This window comes from Thalassospira sp. B30-1 (genome assembly GCF_015767575.1).
Classification (GTDB): domain Bacteria; phylum Pseudomonadota; class Alphaproteobacteria; order Rhodospirillales; family Thalassospiraceae; genus Thalassospira; species Thalassospira xiamenensis.
This window is the reverse complement of sequence record NZ_CP065232.1, coordinates 1,853,539-1,873,483: the sequence shown is the minus strand read 5'-3', so window position 1 is coordinate 1,873,483 and position 19,945 is coordinate 1,853,539. Positions and strand designations below refer to the sequence as shown.

The window sequence follows — 19,945 nt, the reverse complement described above, 5'->3', positions numbered from 1 at the left end:
GTTAGCGCATTCTGCCTTTTGTTTTTCTGAACGTCCCCAACTGTTTTCTTTTCAATCACCACCATTTCTGGAAGCATGGGCCATCAGAACCACAACAAAAAGGTTGGTGACATGCCCCACATGATCAAAGGTTTTCGTCTGCGGTCCTTTCTGCTGAGCAGTGCAACGGCGATATTGCTGACACTGTCGGCCAACGCACAACAGGCCACGGATGCGATTGCACCCGAAAGTGCGACATCGCCGGTCTCACATCGCGACGCTGTTCGCGCGCCGAACTGGATGGTTACGGCGGCCAACCCGCTGGCGGTTGAAGCTGGTGCAAATGTGCTTCGTCGCGGCGGCAATGCTATTGATGCCATGGTCGCCGTTCAGACGATGCTTGGACTAGTTGAGCCACAGTCGTCGGGACTGGGGGGCGGTGCCTTTCTGGTTTATTTTGATGCACGCAGCGGCAAGCTGACAACCATGGATGGCCGCGAAACGGCGCCGATGGCCGCCACACCGCCCCTGTTTCAGACCGAAACAGGCGAACCAATGGAATTTTATGATGCTGTTGTCGGCGGTCGGTCCGTCGGGACACCGGGAACACCAGCATTACTGAAAGTAGCCCACGAAAAATGGGGTCAACTGGAATGGCCCTCATTGCTGTCCCCTGCCATAGAACGCGCCGAAATCGGTTTTAATGTCTCCCCTCGCCTTGCCGGACTGATCGCCGAGGATGCCGAAAAGCTCTCACGCGATGATACCGCAAAGGGCTATTTCTTTGACAGCAATGGTGCGCCGCTTGAAGAAGGTGCGCTTCTGAAAAACCCGGAATATGCCAATACCCTTAAAGCGTTGGCACAAAACGGTACTGACGGGTTCTATTTTGGGCCGATTGCCAATGACATCATTAACAAGGTTCAGGGGGCAAGCTGGAACCCCGGTGTTCTGTCCCTGAAAGACCTTGCCAATTATACTGTCAAGGAACGTGATCCGGTTTGCGCCGATTATCGCGGATACGAAATATGTGGAATGGGCCCGCCATCATCCGGTGCCCTGACGGTCGGGCAGATACTTGGGCTGATCGAACCGTTTGATATTGGTGATTTTGGCCCCAAATCGCCGGAAAGCTGGCGATTGATTGGTGATGCATCACGTTTGGCCTTTGCTGATCGCGGGCGATATATGGCTGATATCGATTTTGTGCCGATGCCTTTGACCGGATTACTGGACAAGGATTATCTGGCACAAAGATCGAAGCTTCTGGAAAGCGACCAGGCGCTGGAAAGTGTGGAACCGGGCATGCCCGCGTTCAGTCACGCCATGCGGCTTGCCGATGATGAAGCAATCGAATTCCCCAGCACCAGCCATTTTTCAATTGTCGATGCCATGGGTAACGTTGTGTCGATGACCACCACCATTGAAAACGGCTTTGGGTCGCGCCTGATGGTGCGCGGCTTTATGTTGAACAATGAACTGACCGATTTTTCGTTCAAGACACACAGCAACGGTGTGCCGATTGCCAATCGGCTGGAACCGGGCAAACGCCCGCGTTCTTCCATGGCACCGACAATCGTCATGCAGGAAGGCAAACCGGTTATCGCCGCCGGGTCACCTGGCGGATCGCGGATTATCGGGTATGTCGCACAGGCGCTAGTCGGGATGATTGACTGGGGCATGGACCCGCAGCAGGCCATCAACATGCCCCATCTGATCAACCGGTTCGGAACCTTTGATATCGAGGCAGGAACAGAGGCCGAGGCTCTTGAGCCATACCTTCAGCAACGCGGTTTCAAAACCGAGATCCGCGATCTTAATTCCGGTTTGCACATCATCCGGATTACCGATCAGGGTCTGATTGGCGGGGCAGATCCACGACGCGAAGGCATCGTTATCGGCGAGTAAAGATAGATTTCGATGATTTGAGGACGGGCGGCATCGATTGCGATGCCGCCTTTTTTTGTCAAGCAAGCCAATCAGCCAGAAAGTCGCGTAATGCCAGATGATTTTCTACGACATAATGCGCCCCTGCCCCGCGCAGAGCATCCGCCGATGTCAGATCGACCAGACCGATTGTCGTGGCCCCCGATGCAACACCGGCGCGCACGCCGCTAATGCTGTCGTCAATAACCACGCATTCGGTGATGTCGATACCGATTTTTTCAGCAGCCAGCAAATAAACATCGGGGGCCGGTTTTGCATGTTGCACATCATGGGCGGAGCATATCCGACCACGAAAACGATCCAGCAACCCGACCTTGCCAAGCGATACATCCATTTTGTCATGCGGGCCGTTGCTACCGATTGCCATCGGGATCCCCTTCGCATCCAGAAGGTCGAGAACAGGATCAAGGTCTGGATATGGCTTCAAATCTTTTTCAAATGATTTGAAGGTTCTGGCATAACATTCCTTAATCCAGTCGTCAGGCAAGGTCACACCAAAAGATTCGGCCATTTTGGGTGCAACAGCCGCCAGCGTGCCACCTATAAAGAATTGGTGGCTTTGCGCCGGGGTCATGTCACAGCCATATTCGCACAGCAGATCGGTCAGAACCCTGTTTGCCAGGTTTTCGGTATCAACCAGAACACCATCACAATCAAAGATCACGCCGCGCAAGACAGGTTTAGTCACAATCGCGTCCATCATCCTGTCACTCATGCCTCAGCCAGTTCGGACCAGCATCCTTCGTCATAGGCAACCGTGCGGGTTGTGCCGAAATCGACAACCGGCCGTTTGATCACGGTCGGATTGGCCGCAAGGATGACGGCGGCGGCCGCATCGTCATTTTCAAGCACAGCTTTGTCACCATCGGAAAGATTACGATAGCTTGGCCCGCGTTTATTGATCAGGGTTTTACCGCCGACTTCGGCAAGCCATCCTTCGATGGTTTTGGCATCAATTCCGTCAATGCGGAAATCATGAAACTTGTGATTAATCCCCTTGGCATCGAACCATCTAAGGGATTTTTTGACTGTGTCGCAGTTTTTGATGCCATAGACCGTAATCATGAATGCTTCCTGTATGTCGCGCAATGTGCGATGCAGCCATGCATCGCCGAATGGGTTTTGACCCTAAATCCCGGAACATATATAAAGACCGCGCCCGGAAATCGGCAACCCCATTCACGTGCTCAGGTTCAGGAACAACTCGGTATGACTGTCAATCGGCGTATTTCCGTCGCCCCGATGATGGATTGGACAGATCGGCATGATCGCTATTTCTTGCGGCAGATCAGTCGGCATGCGCTGCTTTATACCGAAATGGTTACCACGGGTGCGATCATCCATGGTGGGGCGGCCCGGCATTTGCGCTATAACACGGCAGAGCATCCCGTTGCCCTGCAACTGGGCGGCAGCAACCCCGATGATCTGGCGCGTGCCTGCGAGATTGCCAATGATTATGCCTATGACGAGATCAACCTGAATTGCGGTTGTCCGTCGGATCGCGTCCAGAACGGGGCATTTGGTGCCTGTCTGATGGCGACCCCCGATGTGGTGGCAAATTGCGTCAAAGCGATGATTGGCACCAGTGACGCACCGGTAACGGTTAAAAACCGTATCGGTATCGACGATCAGGAAGATTACCCATCGCTTAAACGGTTTGTGGAAACCGTGGCGGATGCCGGGTGCAGAACTTTCATCGTGCATGCCCGCAAGGCATGGCTGAACGGGCTTAGTCCCAAGGAAAACCGCGAAGTCCCGCCGCTTAAATATGAACTGGTTTACCAGTTGAAACAGGAATTGCCGGAACTTGAAATCCTGATCAATGGCGGCATCAAGACACTGGATGAAACCGAAGAACATCTGAAACAGGTGGACGGCGTGATGATCGGGCGGGAAGCCTATCAGAACCCCTATGTGCTTTCGGATGTGGATCGGCGTTTTTATGGCGATGATACAAAGCCCTTAAGCCGTCATCAGGTGGCAGAGGCGATGTTGCCCTATATCGACGAACATCTGAAATCGAACAACGGGACGCTTGGCCACGTGACGCGGCATATGCTTGGCCTGTTTCAGCAGATGCGCGGAGCCAAACAATGGCGCCGGTATTTAAGCGAAAATGCCCATCGCAAGGGCGCGGGTGTTGATACGGTGCGCGGGGCACTGGCACTGGTTTCCAAAGAAGATGCCGAGGCATTGTCTGCATGAGCGCAGATGAACAATCACCCGAAGCCGCGAGACAAACCGGCGGCATTACATGGCGGGAAGGCAACGTCCCCTTTTCCCCGCAATTTGGTGATATCTATTACAATCCAAAAAACGGATTGGCCGAAACGCAATATGTGTTTGTTGCGGGCAATAACCTGCCCGAGGCATGGCAAAACCGCGAGAATTTCACGATTGGTGAAACCGGCTTTGGCACAGGACTAAATTTCCTTGCCGCGTGGGATTGCGGGCAAAAGGACCCGTCGCGGTCCAAACGGCTTCATTTCGTATCGGTCGAGAAATTCCCGCTGACGCGTGATGCGATGGCACGCGCGCATCAGAACTGGCCGGAATTGGCCGAAATTTCAGACCAACTGGTCACGCAGTGGCCAACCGGAACGATGTTGCCCGGTGTGCACCGGTTTGATCTGGGCGATGGTTCGGTCACGCTGACACTCCTGATCGGGGATGCGATTGACTGTTATCGCGATTATCACGGAATGGTCGATTGCTGGTTCCTTGACGGTTTTGCCCCGTCGCGCAATCCCGATATGTGGCGACCGGAATTGTTCACCGCCCTTGCCGCGGCATCAAGCCGTGATGGCGCGACCCTTTCGACATTCAGTGCAGCACGTATCGTGCGTGACGGGCTGGAACAGGCCGGGTTTGAAGTCGCCAAGCGCAAGGGATATGCCTATAAGCGCGATATGATCACGGCCCGCCTTGCCCCGAAAGGGACCGATGAAAGCGCAGATCGCGGCAAAGGAATGGACGAAAACCCTTGGTTTGTATTGCCAAAAGTGACGGATAACAAACGTGTCGCGATCATTGGCGGCGGCATGGCCGGGGCCGCCTGTGCACGGGCGCTTCAAAATCGCAGATGCGCGGTTACGCTTTTTGAAAAATCCGAACGCTTGGCAAATGCGGCATCAGGCAATCCCGTCGGGATGCTTGAACCCTATTTCACCGCTGATAACGCCATAACAGGACGCTTTTACGAAGCGGGCTTTCGATACAGCCAACGACTGGTGCGCCGCCTGTCCGATGCAGGGAAGATCGAAGCCGATTTTTGCGGCGTACTGGATTTGATTTGCAGTCAGCGCGACGAAGAGCGTCAGGCAGGCATGATGCAGCGCCTGCCGGACAGCCCCGATCTGGTTCATGTTCTGGACCGTGAAGCTGCGAGTAGCGCCTTTGGGTTGCCGCTGCCCCATGGTGGTTTGTTTTATCCTGGTGCTGGCTGGGTCAATCCACCATCGCTGGTGACCTGTCTTGCCAGCGGGATCGAGTGCCACACCAACACACCGATTGCTGCAATTTCCGAAGATGGTACGGACAAGGTCCTGCATTCGGTTGGGGGGCAGGAATTTGGCCCCTTTGACGCTGTGATCATTGCCGGTGCGACCGAAACAACGGGGCTTGATCAAACCGCATGGCTTTCAGACTATCTGCGCCCGGTACGTGGACAGATCAGTTACTTTGACGACAGCGCATTGCGCGAATGCTATGGCGACGACAAAATTCGCTGCGTGCTCAGTCATAAAGGCTACCTGACCCCGGCGCGTGCGGGTATCCATGTTTTTGGTGCGACATTTGATCGCAATGATGATCAGACAGACCTGCGCGAAACTGACCATGCCCATAACCGCCAACAGTTGAGCCGCGTCCTGCCCGAGCTTGCCGACAGGCTGGAAGCGATAAAACTTGACGGTCGGGCGGCATTGCGGACCACAACCCCGGATCACCTGCCAATGATCGGTCCAGCACCGGATTACGATGCCTATCTTTCGGCCTATCACGATATAGACAAAGGGAAAAAGGCGGCGCGATATATCGATGCGCCTTACCATAAAGACGTGTATATCTGTACCGGATTTGGCGCGCGTGGGCTGATCGCAGCCCCTCTTGCCGCCGAAATAATTGCCAGCGAGATTTGCAATATGCCCCTGCCGCTCGAAAAGTCCCTGATGGATGCGATCCATCCCGCACGGTTCATCGTGCGTGGTCTTAAACGGCGGCAAATCACGGCATGATCAACAAGCACGTCCTTCCGTCATTTGACGACCCGCATATGAAAACCGCAACCGTGCTTGCGCTGTTTTTCGTGGGGCTTTTCCTTATTCAGGGTGTGTTTCTGCCCTATTGGCCGGTCTGGTTGAAAAGTCAGGGATTATCGGCGGGCGAGATCGGTATTTTGCTGTCCCTGCCCAACTGGGTTCGGGTTTTTGCCGACCCATTGATTGCGCAGCGCGCAGATCGCACCGGCAATCGTAAGACACCTATGTTATGGCTGGCGGGGATTTATGTCGTTACGGTTCTTGCCTTTCCGGTATCGAGCAATTTCTGGTGGCTGGCCGGATTATCCGTGATCATCGGCTTTAGCTTTGCACCGTTATTGCCACTGGGCACAACGATTACGGTTCATGAATGCAAGGCCAAGGAACTTGACTACGGCCGGGTTCGGCTTTGGGGATCGCTTGCCTTTATCGCGGCATCCTATGGCGCGGGATGGGTTCTTGATGGCACATCTACGGCCTGGATTGTCTGGATGCTGTTTATTGCCGGGATTGTAAATTTTGCCATCGTCACTCGCATGCCCGATCCACAAACCGACCGTCCGTTGCGGTCCGGTTCGTCAATCATTTATCTGCTGCGCAAACCCGTTTTCCTGATTTATCTCGGCTGCATCGGTTTTGCGCAAGGGTCGCACGGCACCTATTATAGCTTTGCGTCTGTCCATTGGGAAAATGTCGGCTATCCCCATGATGTGATCGGGGCGTTCTGGTCCATCGGGGTGATTGCCGAAATAGCCCTGTTTGCCTTTGCCGGGAAATATGTGCGCGGTCGGCATCCGGGGATTTTGTTTGCCATCGGAGCGGCGTCAGGCGTGCTGCGCTGGACTGTTCTGGGCATGACCGATAATTTCTGGCTGATTGTTCTGGTGCAACCCTTGCATGCCATGACATTTGGCATTACCCATCTGGCGGCTGTCAGCTTTATTGCACGCGCGGTACCGACCCAGCTTGCAACATCGGCTCAAAGCCTGATGGCGACATTATCCATGGGTGTTTTCCTTGGCAGTGCGATCTGGGCATCGGGACCGCTTTATGATCATTTCGGATCGCATGCCTATTACGCCATGAGCGGACTTTCGATTGTTGCGTTCTTCTTTGCGCTTTGGCTAATCAAGCGTTGGCGCGGCGAAGACAACACGTTTTGTGAATGACCGGGACATGCCGGGGGGAAATCTGATGAGCAATCTTCCGCTTTCACGGAAATGGCGCCGTTTGAAACTGGGGCTTAGGACGCTTTTGACGGCGTCGCCAGCCGGTTATTTCATTCCGTATCGCTATGCCGCCGAAACGGCCAGTACCGTTGGCCGACCGCATTATCCGGCAATAGAGGCCATGATGGATCACGCGGCACCGACCATGAAGGCGTGGCTGACCAAGGCCAACAAATATCAGGACGCATTTGCCAGTTTCGGCAATGCCACCCCACCCGATCCACGTTGGCAACAAAGCTGGTTCCCGCGACTAGACGGGATGATGGCCTATGTCCTGACGCGTGAATTTCGCCCGGAACGGATTATTGAAATTGGATCGGGCCATTCAACACGGTTTTACTATCGCGCCATTCTTGATGGTGAACTCGACACCATCTTTCACGCAATTGATCCGGTACCACGCGCCGATATTGCCGCCTTGCCGATTACGGTCGAACGAACCATCGTGCAAAAGGCCGATCCGGCTGTGTTCAAGACATTGTCGGGTGCGGATATTCTTTCGATAGATTCAAGCCATATCCTGATGCCCGGCACGGATGTTGATCTGCTGTTTTCAACGGTCATACCGGCATTGCCCAGTGGGGCGATCATTCATATCCATGACATCACCCTGCCCGATGATTATCCGGAAATCTGGCAATGGCGCGGATACAATGAACAGCAGGGTGTTGCAGCGTTGCTGGCAGGTAACGGGTTTGAAATCCTGTGGTCGAGTGCCTATGCCAGTACACGCCTGAATAACATTATTGCAAACTCCATCGCCAATGGCATTCATCTGCCTGATGGGGCACATGAAACCAGCTTGTGGTTGCGTAAAAAGTAGTTCAAACAGGATCAGGATCCATTCAAACCGTATTGACGGAAATGACGGGGCAAAAGCCCCGCAAGCCTGCCGGGAAAACGTCTTTCCATCCGAACCACGGTTAATCAGGATTAAATCGATGTCGCGAACAGATGCTCCGGGTCTTGGCCGGGGACTGGCCTTTGTCATGGCGGTTGCTGCCGGTCTTGCAGTTGCCAATATTTATTATAACCAACCGATGCTTGGCATCATCATGGCCGAGTTCAATCAAAGCGGCACTGCGGCCCTGATCCCGACCGCAACGCAGTTGGGATATGCAGTTGGTCTGTTTTTACTCGTCCCGCTTGGCGATCTGTTTGACCGGCGCAAACTGATTGTTATCCTGTTCCTGTTGCTGGCACTGGTTCTTGTAGTCGAAGGATCGGCACCAACGGATTATGTTCTGTTTATTTCGTCAATATTGCTTGGTGCCTGTTCGACGGTGGCCCAGCAAATCATTCCTTATGCAACCGCACTGACCCCTCCCGAAAACCGCGGAAAAACCATTGGCACGGTCATGGCGGGTTTGCTGTGCGGTATTCTTCTGAGCCGGACACTGGCGGGGTTTGTGTCGACCCATCTTGGCTGGCGCGAGATGTTCTGGCTTGCCGCCCCGGTGGCCGTTCTTGCCGCCATCGTGATGGCCGTGATGTTGCCAAAGGACAAGGCGCGGACCTCCATCGGCTATGGCGAGGCGCTTTTATCCGTGCTGTTCCTGTGTAAACAGCTGCCTGCCCTTCGCCGGGCGACATTGACGCAAGCCGCCCTGTTCGGATCATTTTCGGCCTTCTGGACCATATTGGCCCTGCATCTTCAGGAACCCGACTATCAGCTGGGTGCCGATATCGCCGGGCTATTCGGGGTTTTGGGCGCGATTGGCGTTCTGGCAGCCCCCCTTTCGGGCCGGTTGGCAGACCGATATGGTCCTGCGCGCGTCATTGCCGCTGGTGTCATCATTTGCGTGATTTCGTGGCTGGCATTCGGGCTTTGGACAGCTCTTGCAGGGTTGATCGTCGGGGTGATCATTCTGGATTTCGGCGTGCAAAGTGCGATGATTTCCAACCAACATGTGATCTTCGGCCTGCTGCCAGAGGCCCGCGGCCGGATCAACACCGTTTATATGACCGGTATGTTCCTTGGCGGTTCATTCGGCTCGGCCGGGGCGACCTATGCATGGGGACTGGGCGGTTGGCCTGCGGTTTGCGGTTTCGGGCTCGCACTTTCGGTGATTGCGATGGTGCCCTCGATGGCGCAACTGCGATCAAAACCGATTGTGCATTAAAGCAGAACAGCCCGCCATTAGATGGCGGGCTGCTTGATTTGGCAGGACAGTTAATTCTTGTAGGGATCGGCCGCATCGCGCAGGCCATCGCCAAGGAAGTTGAACGCCAGAACAACGATCACCACCGGCACCACCGGCAACATCAGCCACGGATAGACAGCAACGGCGTTGATGTTCTGTGCCTCGTTTAACAGCACGCCCCAACTGGTGACAGGTGCCCGGAGGCCAAGACCAAGGAAACTGAGCGCGGTTTCGCCAAGGATCATGTTCGGGATCGAGAGGGTTACCGACGCGATCAGGTGACTGGCAAAGTTTGGCAGCAGATGACGGGCAATGATGCGTTTTGGCTTGGCCCCCATCAGACGGGCGGCAAGGGCATAGTCTTCTTCACGCAGTGCAAGAAGTTTCGAACGTACCGCGCGGGCAAGCCCCGTCCAGTCGATCAAGCCCAGAATGATCGTGATCCCGAAATAGATCAAAACCGGGCTCCAGGTCACCGGCAATGCTGCTGAAAGTGCCATCCATAACGGAATTTCCGGCATCGAGCGGATGACTTCGATCAGGCGCTGCGCGCTTGCATCGACCCAGCCGCCGTAATATCCCGCCGCCCCGCCGATCAGGATGCCCAGAATGAAGCTTACGGCGATACCGACCAAACCGATGGTCAGCGACACACGCGCGCCGTAAATCATGCGCGACAACATGTCGCGTCCCAGACGATCCGTACCCAACAAGAACAGGGTTCCGTCCTCGGCCGGGCACATGACATGAAAATCGGCCTCGAACAGGCCCCAGAATTCATAGGGATCGCCGGAACAGAAGAAGCGGATTTTTTCAACGCGGCTGTCGCTTGGCGTATAGATCGGTTTCAGCGTTTCCATGTCAATCGAGAAATCGGTGCCATAGGTAAACGGCCCGACAAATTTCCCGTCGTGAAACAGGTGGATCGCTTGCGGTTGATGATGGATGTATTCGGAATTCCGGGTTTCCTGTGCATAGGGTGCCAGGATTTCGACAATGAAAACGGATGCATACATTATCGCCAGAATGATCAGCGAAACATACGCCAGCCGATGGCGTTTAAGCCGCCACCAGATCAGCTTCCACTGCGATGCGAGATAGTATTTTTCCTGCGCGCGTGTCAGTTCCTCACGATCCCAGGGATCGAAGGGCGCGGTATCAACGAAATGCTCGTTACGTTTATCGTCGCTGCGGCTCATTGCGATACCCCTCCTTGCAGACGAATTCGGGGATCAAGCCATGCAAGAAGCAGATCGGACACAAACATGCCGATCACCGTCAGCAATGCCAGAAACATCAGGAACGACCCGGCCAGATACATGTCCTGACTTTGTAGGGCGGCAAGCAACATCGGCCCGGTTGTTGGCAGCGACATCACAACAGATACCAGAACAGAACCCGATACGACCTGAGGCAGGATATTGCCAATATCGGCGATAAACGGATTCAATGCCATGCGCAGCGGGTATTTGAACAAAACGCGCGTTGGCGACAAGCCCTTGGCATGGGCCGTGACAACATATTGTTTGCCGAGTTCATCAAGAAGATTGGCCCGCAGGCGCCGGATCATCGACGCGGTCCCGGATGTCCCGATCACCAGCACCGGCGCCCAAAGATGTTCGGCAACCGACATGATCTTGGCAAAAGACCAACCCTGATTGATGAATTCCGGGTCCATCAGACCACCGATGGAAGTCCCAAACACAACATTGGCGTAATAAAGCAGGATGAGCGCAAACAGGAAGTTCGGCATGGCAAGGCCGAGGAAACCGAGCAAGGTAAAGCCGTAGTCTCCCCAGCTATATTGGCGGGTTGCAGAATAAATCCCGATTGGGAAGCTGACGACATAGATGAACAGAACCGTGCTGAAATTCAGAACGACCGATAACCACAGACGATCCCCAACCACCTCGGTAACCGGCAGGTTATATTCAAACGAGAAACCAAGATCGCCGTGCAACAGCCCCCACGCCCAATCGAAATATTGCTGCCAGAGCGGTTGATCAAGACCGTATTGCTGTTTGAGGAAAGCAATTTTGGCAGGATCGACCGCCTCGCCCTGCGCCTGCAATTCATTCAGATAGGTGGACAGGAAGTCGCCCGGCGGCAATTGAATGATAATAAACACCAGCACGCTGATGAAAAACAGCGTGGGCATCATGACAAAAAGCCGTCTTGCCAAGAAAGTCAGCATCGGCGGTTAAGCTCCCCCTGTCGCATCGGCTCCGGTTTCCCTATCCGGAATGATGCGTTCGTTTTCAGATCATTGCGATCAACGGTCCCACCAGAATGTATCGGGACGGTAAATGCCAAAGAATGCACCTGGTTCCCAGCTATGTATGCCCTTTTCCGGCACGTTGCGCAGATCGTTGCGAACCACGACCGGCTGCGGCACATTACCGATCAGACCGATAGAGAACATGTTTTCCGCATTGATATCGAGAATACGCTGCCATGCGTCCTTTCGGGCCGCGTCATTGCCATTGGCCCATTTACCATAAAGGTCCATGAGTTCCTTGGCGGCGGGCATATCCGGTGCTTCGCCCGCCTCGCCATTGGTCTGGAAATACTGTCCCCATTTCGGCCATTGCAGGCTGTCCTGCTGGATCGGAACGAATTCCGCCGGAACTGTACCCGGCGTTGCAAGGCCGCTATCGACACCATTAAAGATCGACATTATGGTTTCGCCGCTATAGGCCCGATTGCGCAGAACTTCGCGCTGCAATCCCTTGACGAACAGCTTTACACCAATCTGTTTCCAGCTATCCCCGATCAGTTCAAGCATGTCGTCATGTTCGGGGTTTTCGCCCATGGTTTCGACAATGATTTCAAGCGGTCGACCATCGGGCATCAAACGAATACCATCGCCATTGCGCTTGGTCAGGCCCATTTCATCAAGCAGCGCATTGGCCTTCTTGACATCGAACTCAATATAGCTGTCGCGGTATTCCTGTTTGAAAAGCGGGCTTTTGGGCAGGACCGTATTGTTGGTTGGTGCCGCCAGACCAAAGAACATCACCCGGTTGATCTCTGTTCGGTTGATGGCAAGCGACAATGCCCGGCGGAATTTCACATCGCGCAATAATTTCCGCCAGACCGGATCAGAACAGGTCAGGTTCGGATAAAGTGCCGCATAGGCACCGTAACCGACATCCCAAAGGTTCACCTTGAAGTTTTGCTGCGGCTCGGACTGTTTAAGGAAGGTGTAATCCTGCAAGGACAGAATCCGGCTTTGCAGATCAACCTCGCCCGCGCCGACCTTGGCCGGAACCAGTTTGGCATTCGAGATATTGAAGATCATCCGATCAATATAAGGCAGCTGATTGCCATCCGGATCAACGCGATGATAGTACGGGTTACGTTCAAAGATGAAGCGATCAGACGGTTCTTCGGTCCTGATCAGCCATGGTTCCAGCGATGGACGTTCGACATTTTCAAGCCGGTAAGGACGGTCCTTATCTGTATGAAGCACCGCCCAGCTGCGTAAGCCCCGTTCTTTGACAATCGCATCCAACTCGGCCGCATCGCGATATTTCGCGTGAAACTGTTTCAGATAATGTGCAGGCCGATAAATGAAGGGCGGCCGGGTTGCAGCCAGTTCCGTTACGAAAAACGGGTTGGGTTTGGACCAACTGTAACGAACGGTATATTCGTCGAGAATCTCGAATGTTGCCGGTTCATCGCCAACAAACAGGAAACGCGGCGGACCGACCGGAAACAGTTCATCGTTATTGACGACGTCTTCCCAAAAATAGCGGAAATCCTCGGCGGTAAAGGGTTCACCATCGGACCATTTATGGCCTTTGCGAAGATGCAGGGTGAATACATTACCGGTATCGTTGACATCAAGGCTTTCGAGAATATCGGGTTGCAGGTTCAGGTTCTCGTCATATCCGATCAACCGGGCATAGCCATAAACCACCGCCATGCGAATATCGCGCGAACGGCCCATGATGGTCACCAGATCACCGCCATATTTGCCGATTTCCTTATTCTCGGCAGTGAAGTCGATGACGTTGGGATGTTCAGGCAGACGTGCCGCCATCGGGGGCAATTCCCCCTTTGATACGGCATCCTCGAAATACGGAATTTCAGCCTTTGCCGGGCCGACCGCCGATATCATCCCCGCAAACATTGCCGCCGAGAACCCCACACATACGAACGCCATGCGCGATTTGTTAAACCAACCCGCAGAGAACGCAGGAACGATAGTCGGCTTCATATGGCCATCTCCTGATAATCGGCACGTGCGGCACGGACAAAGTGATCCTCGGCAAACTGGACCATCCGCGGATCAGATTGGGGATCAATGGTAAAGGGCGCAGGCCAGCGGCGCGGATCGGAAGCCTTGCCGTCGACAATCTTGGTAAAATCCAGAAGATGGTCGAGATCGGCAAACGGCACGGCGTTAAGCAATGCCTGGGTATAGGGATGGACCGGATTTCTGAACAATTGTTCGCGTGGTGCGGATTCAACAATACGCCCCGCACACATCACAGCAATCCGGTCCGCAATATAGTCAACCACCGCCAGATTGTGCGAAATAAACAGGTATGTCAGTTTAAGTTCACGCTGCAAATCTTTGAGAAGGTTTAAAATTTGCGCCTGAACCGATACATCAAGTGCCGATGTCGGTTCATCAAAAATCAGAAGGTCGGGTTTAAGCGTCAGCGCGCGTGCAATGCCGATACGCTGGCGCTGGCCGCCCGAAAAGCTGTGCGGATACCGGTTCAGGAACCGGGGATCAAGCCCGACCAGTTCCATCAGTTCCAGCACCATTTTCTTACGGTAGGATGCATCACCGATACCATGAATAATCAACGGTTCGGTAATTATGTCCTGCACGGTCATCCGTGGATTAAGGGACCCGAACGGGTCCTGGAAAACGAACTGGATACGTTTGCGATACGGGTTGAGCTGATCTTCGTTCAAGCCGGTCAATTCGGTCATCTGACCACTTTCCCCCCGGAACAGGATCGATCCGCTATCGGGTGCCATCGCCCGCATGATCAGTTTGGAAAGCGTGGTTTTGCCACATCCACTTTCGCCAACCAGACCGACACATTCGCCGCGATTAACCGTCAGAGACACATCCGCCACAGCGGCAATTTCTTGTTCCTCGGTCTTTAGCCAGTTGCCTTTGCGCACCGCAAAACTTTTGTAAAGGTGGCGCACAGCCAGAACCGGCTCGCTTGCCATTGTCGGATGCAATGCCAGCGACGGTGGAACATCCCCGCCTTGCTCAGATGTGTCTTTGTCGCCGCAAAAAGTCAGCAGACTATCGACCTTCGGCTTGATTTCACGCAGGGGACGCAAACGTTCGTCAGGTCCCATATCGAAATGCGGAACCGCAGCCAGCAACGACTGTGTATAGAGGTGACCGGGATTGACGAACACATCATGGGTCAGACCGCTTTCGACAACACGGCCATCATAAACCACGACCATGCGGTCCGCCATGTTGGCCACCACCCCAAGATCATGGGTGATCAGCAGTACGGACATTTGCAATTCGGCCTGCATATCCTTGATCAAACGAAGTGTCTGGGCCTGTATCGTCACATCAAGTGCCGTTGTCGGTTCGTCCGCAACCAGCAGTGCCGGCCGGCAAACCATTGCCATGGCAATCATCGCACGTTGGCGCAAACCACCTGAAAGCTCGAACGGATATGTCTTTAAGGATCTTTTTGGATTGGGAAAACCGACAAGTCCCAGCATGTCACTGGCAAGCTCTTTGGCCTCGCTGGAGCCGACCTTGCGATGGAGGCGCACGGCCTCGCAAATCTGATCACCGATGGTATGAAGAGGTGATAGGGAGCTCATCGGCTCCTGAAAAATCATGGAAATACGGCCACCGCGAATGGAACGCATTTCAGCACCCGAGCGATCCAGCATCGCGATATCAACGCGGGTTCCCGGCTTTTTCGGATCGGCAAAAACAATTGATCCGTTGGTGATCTGTGCCGATTTGGGCAACAACCCCATGATCGCCTGTGAAATGGTGGTTTTGCCAGAACCGGATTCTCCGACAAGGGCGACGGTTTCCTGCGCACCAATGCGAAAACTGACATTTTCGACCGCCTTGACCCGCATATGCGGCAAAACGAATTCGACTTTCAAATCGCGGATACGCAGAATATCGGTCATCTTCCCTCGCCAATGCCGCCTGCCCGACTTGATGCGGCTGCCTGGACCATTGTTTCGGCCTCGTCCATACGCATCAGATTGGTTCTTGTTATATCGTCGACCAGTAACTGGTTATCTTTGGCCCAATCCCGCGCAATTTCAAGCAGATCATCAAAACCGTCCAATGTTGATTCTGTGACGATTTTCGCATCCCCGGCCTGGAGGGTCAGTTCAAACCAGCCTTTCCTGCCATCGCGACGGGTAGAGAAATAACGCAAACGGAATTTGGAAAGTTCCGACCACGCAAATGCGGTTCCGCCGCGCAAGTTGCTGATCCGGATACCATATTCCGAAACATAAATCTTTGACTGAAACCGCATTAATGTGCGGGCAAAATAAAGAATGAACAAAAGCGCCAGCCCGGCTGCCGTCCACTGAATAATCGGCAGCATTTCGGGAATCAGGGCAATGACACCGCAAATCAGCAATCCGGCAACCGATTTCGCCATATCAGGTGCCATAAGCCGCGGCGGATATCCCATGATCTGAACATCACGATCACGCACACCGGCAGGCTTGACCGGATCGACTGTTTCGACACCGCCGGTTTCTTCGATAGGGCTTATTGCCATGGGAAAACTCCGGGAATTCGCAACCATTTGAGCGCTGCGTGCTCAAACGAAAACAGGTTTTCAAGAAATCGTGTTGTGGCGTCGTCATGAACCAGATGATGCGTCAGAAGCCCTGTGGGCTCGGCGGCGTCAACCAGCCCGGTTCGGCGGGCCGACAAATGCGCAATCATCGCCGTAATGCATTGGTCTTCGCCCGCAAACCCACGGGTACCGCGCCAGTCAATAACATCAACATGGGTATTGACCATCAGAAGGCCGGAAACGGGATATGCATCCGGTCTCGCATTAAACGTGCTGATGCCGCGCAGGCCAAGCGATGGCAAAGCCCGCATGACGTCATCGGCAATGCGGTTCCATGGCGGCACCATCACCGGCAGGAAACGATTGCCAAACTGGGATGACAGGATATCAAAGCCGCGGCGGATATCGGCAACGACCGTACCAATATCGCGAACATCGTCGAGTTCCTGCTTTTTTCGGCCAGCAGGCATATGATTGGTATGGGACCAGCCATGCTGGAAAACACGGGTATCAAGTGTTTCTGCCAGACGCAGCACCAGATCATGTTCAAGATCAGCCGGAATCACCGCAAGGGCCAAGGGAACGCGATAATCCTGTTCGAAGGCAAGCAACGTTTCAAGTGCCGATGTAACGGCAACTGCGTCATCGTCGCGCCACCACATCGTGGCAATCCATTCTTCGGACTGCCACAAATCCAGCTCTGCGCGAAGTTGATCCCAGCTACTCATGCCTTCCCTCTTATTCTTTCTGCGAGTTTAGCCGCAGTTATCCCTGCCCCGTCCAGAGATATATCTAATTTAACAGGATTTTTCGCCCGATCTATTTGATTTGCCAAGGATTGTGGACTTAAATCATCGGGATCAAGCAACGACAGCACTTTCTTTCCCGCTAAAATAGCAGCGCGCTCAGTCTGTTCGCTTTCACCGCCATCGGCGAATGGAACCATTACCGACGCGGTCCCCGTCGCCAGAACATCCATCAAGGTATTATAGCCTGCCTGCGAGACGGAAACACAGGCATGTGCCATCCGTTCGCGGAAATCAGGCAAAAAGCGATGCAACGTGACCCCGGCCGGCAGGTTTTGCGCAAGGCGATGGAATGTGTTGGTCGGGAAATGCGGCCCTGTGACAATATCCCATGGCTGATCGGCAAACCGGCTTGAAAGCGGACGCGCAGCAATTGCAGCTTCAATCAGCGCAGCCCCGACCGCACCACCGCCAGCAGAAACAAGAACACCTTGTCGTTCGCCGCCCAAGAACTCAGCTTTGGGCGCAACATAACCAGTATATTCGATCATATCAGCAATATCGCTGGCAAACGGGAAGCTACGCCCGAAACCAAAAAGCATCGGATCACCGTGAACCAGCACGTGGTCAAAATGACTGCGCGCAATATCGCGCATCCAGACTTCTTTTGACGGGTCAGATTTGCGAACCAGAAGGTCACGAACGGAACAGATACGGGGAATCCCCGCCTGCCCAGCCCGTTCCAGCAGCGGCAGTAATTCGAACCGGAAGGCCCGGCGGCCAAACGGGAACATTTCGATCATCAAAAGCTTGGGTGCCACGGATTTGAACGCATCAAGTAATGCCTGTTTTCGCGCCTGCTTCCATGCCTCATTGACCGGATTTCCCGCCGCGTCGACCAATCCGGAAAAACCGCTATCTGCGGTTCGGCAAGGCGGCAGTTGGATCACATCATCGCTTCCGAAATCCAGTGCGGCATCGGGGATACCACCGGTGATAACGGTTGCCTTGATGCCGAGCTTTTTCAGTTCCGCATTGATCAGGGCGATACGGCGCACATGACCGATACCAAGCAAATGCTGAACATATATCAGGATGTCGGTCATGAGGTTGTTCCGTCCCGTTCAAGCAGACGGCAATTAAGATCAACGACGCCAAGCCCGTCATCCGAAGACCATGAAAAGACATGAATGCTTTTCCAATCAAGCCTGTCAGGGATTTTCCCCATCATGTCCCAGCCTCTTGCCGCAGCATAGACCGCACGAATAACACCCTTGTGGGTTACGACGCCAAAATCACCGTCACGATGCCCGGCCAAGGCGGCCTCGACCCGGGAAAGAACTTCACGCGGGCTTTCGCCGCCTTCCGGGCGGAAGTCCCAACCACGGCCTTCATTTTCCTGCATTCTGGGGCCGAGTTGGCGGCGCAAGTCGGAAAGTTTTTTACCTTCCCAATCCCCCCAGTTCATTTCAATCCAATGTTCGTCAGGTGAAACACCCTCAATCGAAAGGCTAACGGCTGTTTGAATTGTCCGGATCAGCGGGCTGACACGCCAAGGAACTTTGCGCCATTTTTCCGGTAATTGCAGGCGGCCATACTCATCAATGGTTTCGGGAAGCAACGATATGTCGCTTTGGCCCTGGATACGTTTTTCCGTGTTCCACGCGGTAATCCCATGTCGCAACAGGGCAAAATGAAAGTTTCTCATCCCTGTTTCCGTTTCATGTGACTTTCCATCACGCCACCCAGGACAGTATCAAGCTTTTGGGCGGCGGCGGTGACGGTATGCATCTGTTCGGCTTTCTGCGCGGCCGACTGCCCGATATCGCGCAATATGCTGTACCGATCCGATGCCAAGCATTCGGCAAGTTTGTCGGCAAAGGCATCAACATCCCCAACCGGCACCAGCCATCCGGTTTTGCCATCCGCTACAATGCCTGAAACACCGCCACAGTCGCCTGCCAGAACAGGTAATGCTGCCGCCTGTGCTTCAAGTATTGCCATACCATAGGCCTCGTTGATCGCCGGCCATACAAACATGTCAGATCGCGCCAAAAGAATGCGCGTATGATCGGCATCGCAAAGACCGGCGAAATCAAGTTGATCGTATTTGATTGCGTGGCGTTCAAAGGCTGCCTCGACATCCGCGCGTGCGGGACCATCGCCGATCACCGTCAGATGCCAGTTCGTCACATTCCGTGCATTGAGCCTGCCGAGTGCGTTTGCCAGCAATTCGTAAGATTTCAGCTTGTCGCCCGGTCGCATCATGGCGGTTGTTACCAACTGAACCGGTTTATCCAGATCAATTTGGCCACGATCAGCAGCATGCCAGTTTTCGGTATGGGTAAAGGGTGGCAGATAATGCAGCCGATCCTGACCGCATATTGGCGCAAGACATTCCATATCCGCATGATTAAGTGAAAACACCGCACCGGCACATCGCAAGGCATGTTCAACGGCTATATGGCTTTGCGCCCAGGGACCGGTTGCGCGTTTGGGGGCAAAGGATGCCTCGGCCACGACATAGGGAATGCCAAGAACATTCGCGATCACCGGGCCAATCCAGTCCGGGGCCTTGTAATAGAGATGATAGGTAAACCAGATATCGGGGCGCTTGCGTTTGCCATTCTGATACTGCCGCAACAGCCGCGCGGTCAGCTTTGACGCCAGTTCGGCAATTTGCGCCTGACGCAGGACATTGCCATCGCCAACCCTGCTGCGCAGACGAGATGCGATATCAACTTTATGTCCGGCTTGCGAAAGCGCGTCACACAGAAGGCGCGCCATCAGGCGATCCCCCGATGGTGTCGGATGATCAATCGGCTTTAACGGTGCATAAAAGGCGATCTGCACGTTTGCCGT

Annotated in this window: 17 protein-coding genes; 6 read left to right on the top strand and 11 right to left on the bottom strand. The window is 54.1% G+C overall.

Annotated elements, in window-relative coordinates; all coding sequences use genetic code 11:
- Positions 1-111: 111 nt before the first annotated feature.
- Positions 112-1,887, top strand: a complete 1,776-nt coding sequence (gene ggt / locus IT971_RS08965; RefSeq protein ID WP_223305081.1) for a gamma-glutamyltransferase — start codon at positions 112-114, stop codon at positions 1,885-1,887.
- 58 nt (positions 1,888-1,945) lie between these two features.
- Here ggt and IT971_RS08960 read toward each other — a convergent pair whose 3' ends face one another.
- Together IT971_RS08960 and IT971_RS08955 are read right to left on the bottom strand one after the other, a co-directional pair.
- A complete protein-coding gene (locus IT971_RS08960; RefSeq protein ID WP_223305080.1) occupies positions 1,946-2,614 on the bottom strand; it encodes an HAD family phosphatase in 669 nt (222 codons plus the stop codon).
- Positions 2,615-2,637: 23 nt separating this feature from the next.
- On the bottom strand, positions 2,638-2,991 hold the full coding sequence (locus tag IT971_RS08955; protein WP_063092943.1) for an ArsC/Spx/MgsR family protein: 354 nt from the start codon (positions 2,989-2,991) through the stop codon (positions 2,638-2,640).
- A 144-nt stretch (positions 2,992-3,135) separates the two neighbouring features.
- Between IT971_RS08955 and dusA the strand changes: the two genes are divergently transcribed.
- The 5 genes from dusA (at position 3,136) to IT971_RS08930 (ending at position 9,537) form a co-directional block, all read left to right on the top strand.
- The gene (dusA, locus tag IT971_RS08950) at positions 3,136-4,131 is read left to right on the top strand and encodes a tRNA dihydrouridine(20/20a) synthase DusA (RefSeq protein WP_063092942.1); all 996 of its coding nucleotides are present in this window, start codon (positions 3,136-3,138) and stop codon (positions 4,129-4,131) included.
- Positions 4,128-6,161, top strand: a complete 2,034-nt coding sequence (gene mnmC / locus IT971_RS08945; protein ID WP_063092941.1) for a bifunctional tRNA (5-methylaminomethyl-2-thiouridine)(34)-methyltransferase MnmD/FAD-dependent 5-carboxymethylaminomethyl-2-thiouridine(34) oxidoreductase MnmC — start codon at positions 4,128-4,130, stop codon at positions 6,159-6,161. Before dusA ends, mnmC begins: the two co-directional genes overlap by 4 nt.
- Positions 6,158-7,354, top strand: coding sequence for a 3-phenylpropionate MFS transporter (locus tag IT971_RS08940; RefSeq protein WP_063092940.1), 1,197 nt, complete (start codon positions 6,158-6,160; stop codon positions 7,352-7,354). Before mnmC ends, IT971_RS08940 begins: the two co-directional genes overlap by 4 nt.
- Positions 7,355-7,379: 25 nt before the next feature.
- Entirely contained in the window at positions 7,380-8,237 is an 858-nt protein-coding gene (locus IT971_RS08935; RefSeq protein WP_007089928.1) for a class I SAM-dependent methyltransferase, read from the top strand.
- A gap of 118 nt (positions 8,238-8,355) precedes the next feature.
- On the top strand, positions 8,356-9,537 hold the full coding sequence (locus IT971_RS08930) for an MFS transporter (RefSeq protein ID WP_063092939.1): 1,182 nt from the start codon (positions 8,356-8,358) through the stop codon (positions 9,535-9,537).
- Positions 9,538-9,587: 50 nt separating this feature from the next.
- Here IT971_RS08930 and IT971_RS08925 read toward each other — a convergent pair whose 3' ends face one another.
- The 9 genes from IT971_RS08925 to IT971_RS08885 form a co-directional block, all read right to left on the bottom strand.
- The gene (locus tag IT971_RS08925; RefSeq protein ID WP_063092938.1) at positions 9,588-10,757 is read right to left on the bottom strand and encodes an ABC transporter permease; all 1,170 of its coding nucleotides are present in this window, start codon (positions 10,755-10,757) and stop codon (positions 9,588-9,590) included.
- On the bottom strand, positions 10,754-11,752 hold the full coding sequence (locus IT971_RS08920) for an ABC transporter permease (RefSeq protein ID WP_007089931.1): 999 nt from the start codon (positions 11,750-11,752) through the stop codon (positions 10,754-10,756). The genes IT971_RS08925 and IT971_RS08920 overlap by 4 nt, the downstream gene beginning before the upstream one ends.
- 78 nt (positions 11,753-11,830) lie before the next feature.
- On the bottom strand, positions 11,831-13,780 hold the full coding sequence (locus tag IT971_RS08915) for an ABC transporter substrate-binding protein (protein ID WP_082822701.1): 1,950 nt from the start codon (positions 13,778-13,780) through the stop codon (positions 11,831-11,833).
- The gene (locus tag IT971_RS08910; protein WP_063092937.1) at positions 13,777-15,705 is read right to left on the bottom strand and encodes an ABC transporter ATP-binding protein; all 1,929 of its coding nucleotides are present in this window, start codon (positions 15,703-15,705) and stop codon (positions 13,777-13,779) included. Before IT971_RS08910 ends, IT971_RS08915 begins: the two co-directional genes overlap by 4 nt.
- Positions 15,702-16,316, bottom strand: a complete 615-nt coding sequence (locus tag IT971_RS08905) for a hypothetical protein (protein WP_007089934.1) — start codon at positions 16,314-16,316, stop codon at positions 15,702-15,704. The genes IT971_RS08910 and IT971_RS08905 overlap by 4 nt, the downstream gene beginning before the upstream one ends.
- On the bottom strand, positions 16,307-17,065 hold the full coding sequence (locus IT971_RS08900; protein ID WP_007089935.1) for a polysaccharide deacetylase family protein: 759 nt from the start codon (positions 17,063-17,065) through the stop codon (positions 16,307-16,309). The genes IT971_RS08905 and IT971_RS08900 overlap by 10 nt, the downstream gene beginning before the upstream one ends.
- Complete coding sequence (locus IT971_RS08895) at positions 17,062-18,189, bottom strand: glycosyltransferase family protein (protein ID WP_063092936.1); 1,128 nt, start codon at positions 18,187-18,189, stop codon at positions 17,062-17,064. The genes IT971_RS08900 and IT971_RS08895 overlap by 4 nt, the downstream gene beginning before the upstream one ends.
- Positions 18,186-18,791 (bottom strand): histidine phosphatase family protein, encoded by a 606-nt coding sequence (locus IT971_RS08890; protein ID WP_063092935.1) that lies wholly within the window; start codon positions 18,789-18,791, stop codon positions 18,186-18,188. The genes IT971_RS08895 and IT971_RS08890 overlap by 4 nt, the downstream gene beginning before the upstream one ends.
- Positions 18,788-19,936, bottom strand: coding sequence for a glycosyltransferase family 4 protein (locus IT971_RS08885; RefSeq protein ID WP_063092934.1), 1,149 nt, complete (start codon positions 19,934-19,936; stop codon positions 18,788-18,790). The genes IT971_RS08890 and IT971_RS08885 overlap by 4 nt, the downstream gene beginning before the upstream one ends.
- Positions 19,937-19,945 lie beyond the last annotated feature (9 nt).

Excerpts from the sequence above, each read along its gene's own strand:
- ggt (WP_223305081.1), top strand. The coding sequence starts at position 112 with ATGCCCCACATGATCAAAGGTTTTCGTCTGCGGTCCTTTCTGCTGAGC.
- IT971_RS08955 (WP_063092943.1), bottom strand. The coding sequence starts at position 2,991 with ATGATTACGGTCTATGGCATCAAAAACTGCGACACAGTCAAAAAATCC.
- dusA (WP_063092942.1), top strand. The coding sequence starts at position 3,136 with ATGACTGTCAATCGGCGTATTTCCGTCGCCCCGATGATGGATTGGACA.
- mnmC (WP_063092941.1), top strand. The coding sequence starts at position 4,128 with ATGAGCGCAGATGAACAATCACCCGAAGCCGCGAGACAAACCGGCGGC.
- IT971_RS08940 (WP_063092940.1), top strand. The coding sequence starts at position 6,158 with ATGATCAACAAGCACGTCCTTCCGTCATTTGACGACCCGCATATGAAA.
- IT971_RS08935 (WP_007089928.1), top strand. The coding sequence starts at position 7,380 with ATGAGCAATCTTCCGCTTTCACGGAAATGGCGCCGTTTGAAACTGGGG.
- IT971_RS08930 (WP_063092939.1), top strand. The coding sequence starts at position 8,356 with ATGTCGCGAACAGATGCTCCGGGTCTTGGCCGGGGACTGGCCTTTGTC.
- IT971_RS08925 (WP_063092938.1), bottom strand. The coding sequence starts at position 10,757 with ATGAGCCGCAGCGACGATAAACGTAACGAGCATTTCGTTGATACCGCG.
- IT971_RS08920 (WP_007089931.1), bottom strand. The coding sequence starts at position 11,752 with ATGCTGACTTTCTTGGCAAGACGGCTTTTTGTCATGATGCCCACGCTG.
- IT971_RS08915 (WP_082822701.1), bottom strand. The coding sequence starts at position 13,780 with ATGAAGCCGACTATCGTTCCTGCGTTCTCTGCGGGTTGGTTTAACAAA.
- IT971_RS08910 (WP_063092937.1), bottom strand. The coding sequence starts at position 15,705 with ATGACCGATATTCTGCGTATCCGCGATTTGAAAGTCGAATTCGTTTTG.
- IT971_RS08905 (WP_007089934.1), bottom strand. The coding sequence starts at position 16,316 with ATGGCAATAAGCCCTATCGAAGAAACCGGCGGTGTCGAAACAGTCGAT.
- IT971_RS08900 (WP_007089935.1), bottom strand. The coding sequence starts at position 17,065 with ATGAGTAGCTGGGATCAACTTCGCGCAGAGCTGGATTTGTGGCAGTCC.
- IT971_RS08895 (WP_063092936.1), bottom strand. The coding sequence starts at position 18,189 with ATGACCGACATCCTGATATATGTTCAGCATTTGCTTGGTATCGGTCAT.
- IT971_RS08890 (WP_063092935.1), bottom strand. The coding sequence starts at position 18,791 with ATGAGAAACTTTCATTTTGCCCTGTTGCGACATGGGATTACCGCGTGG.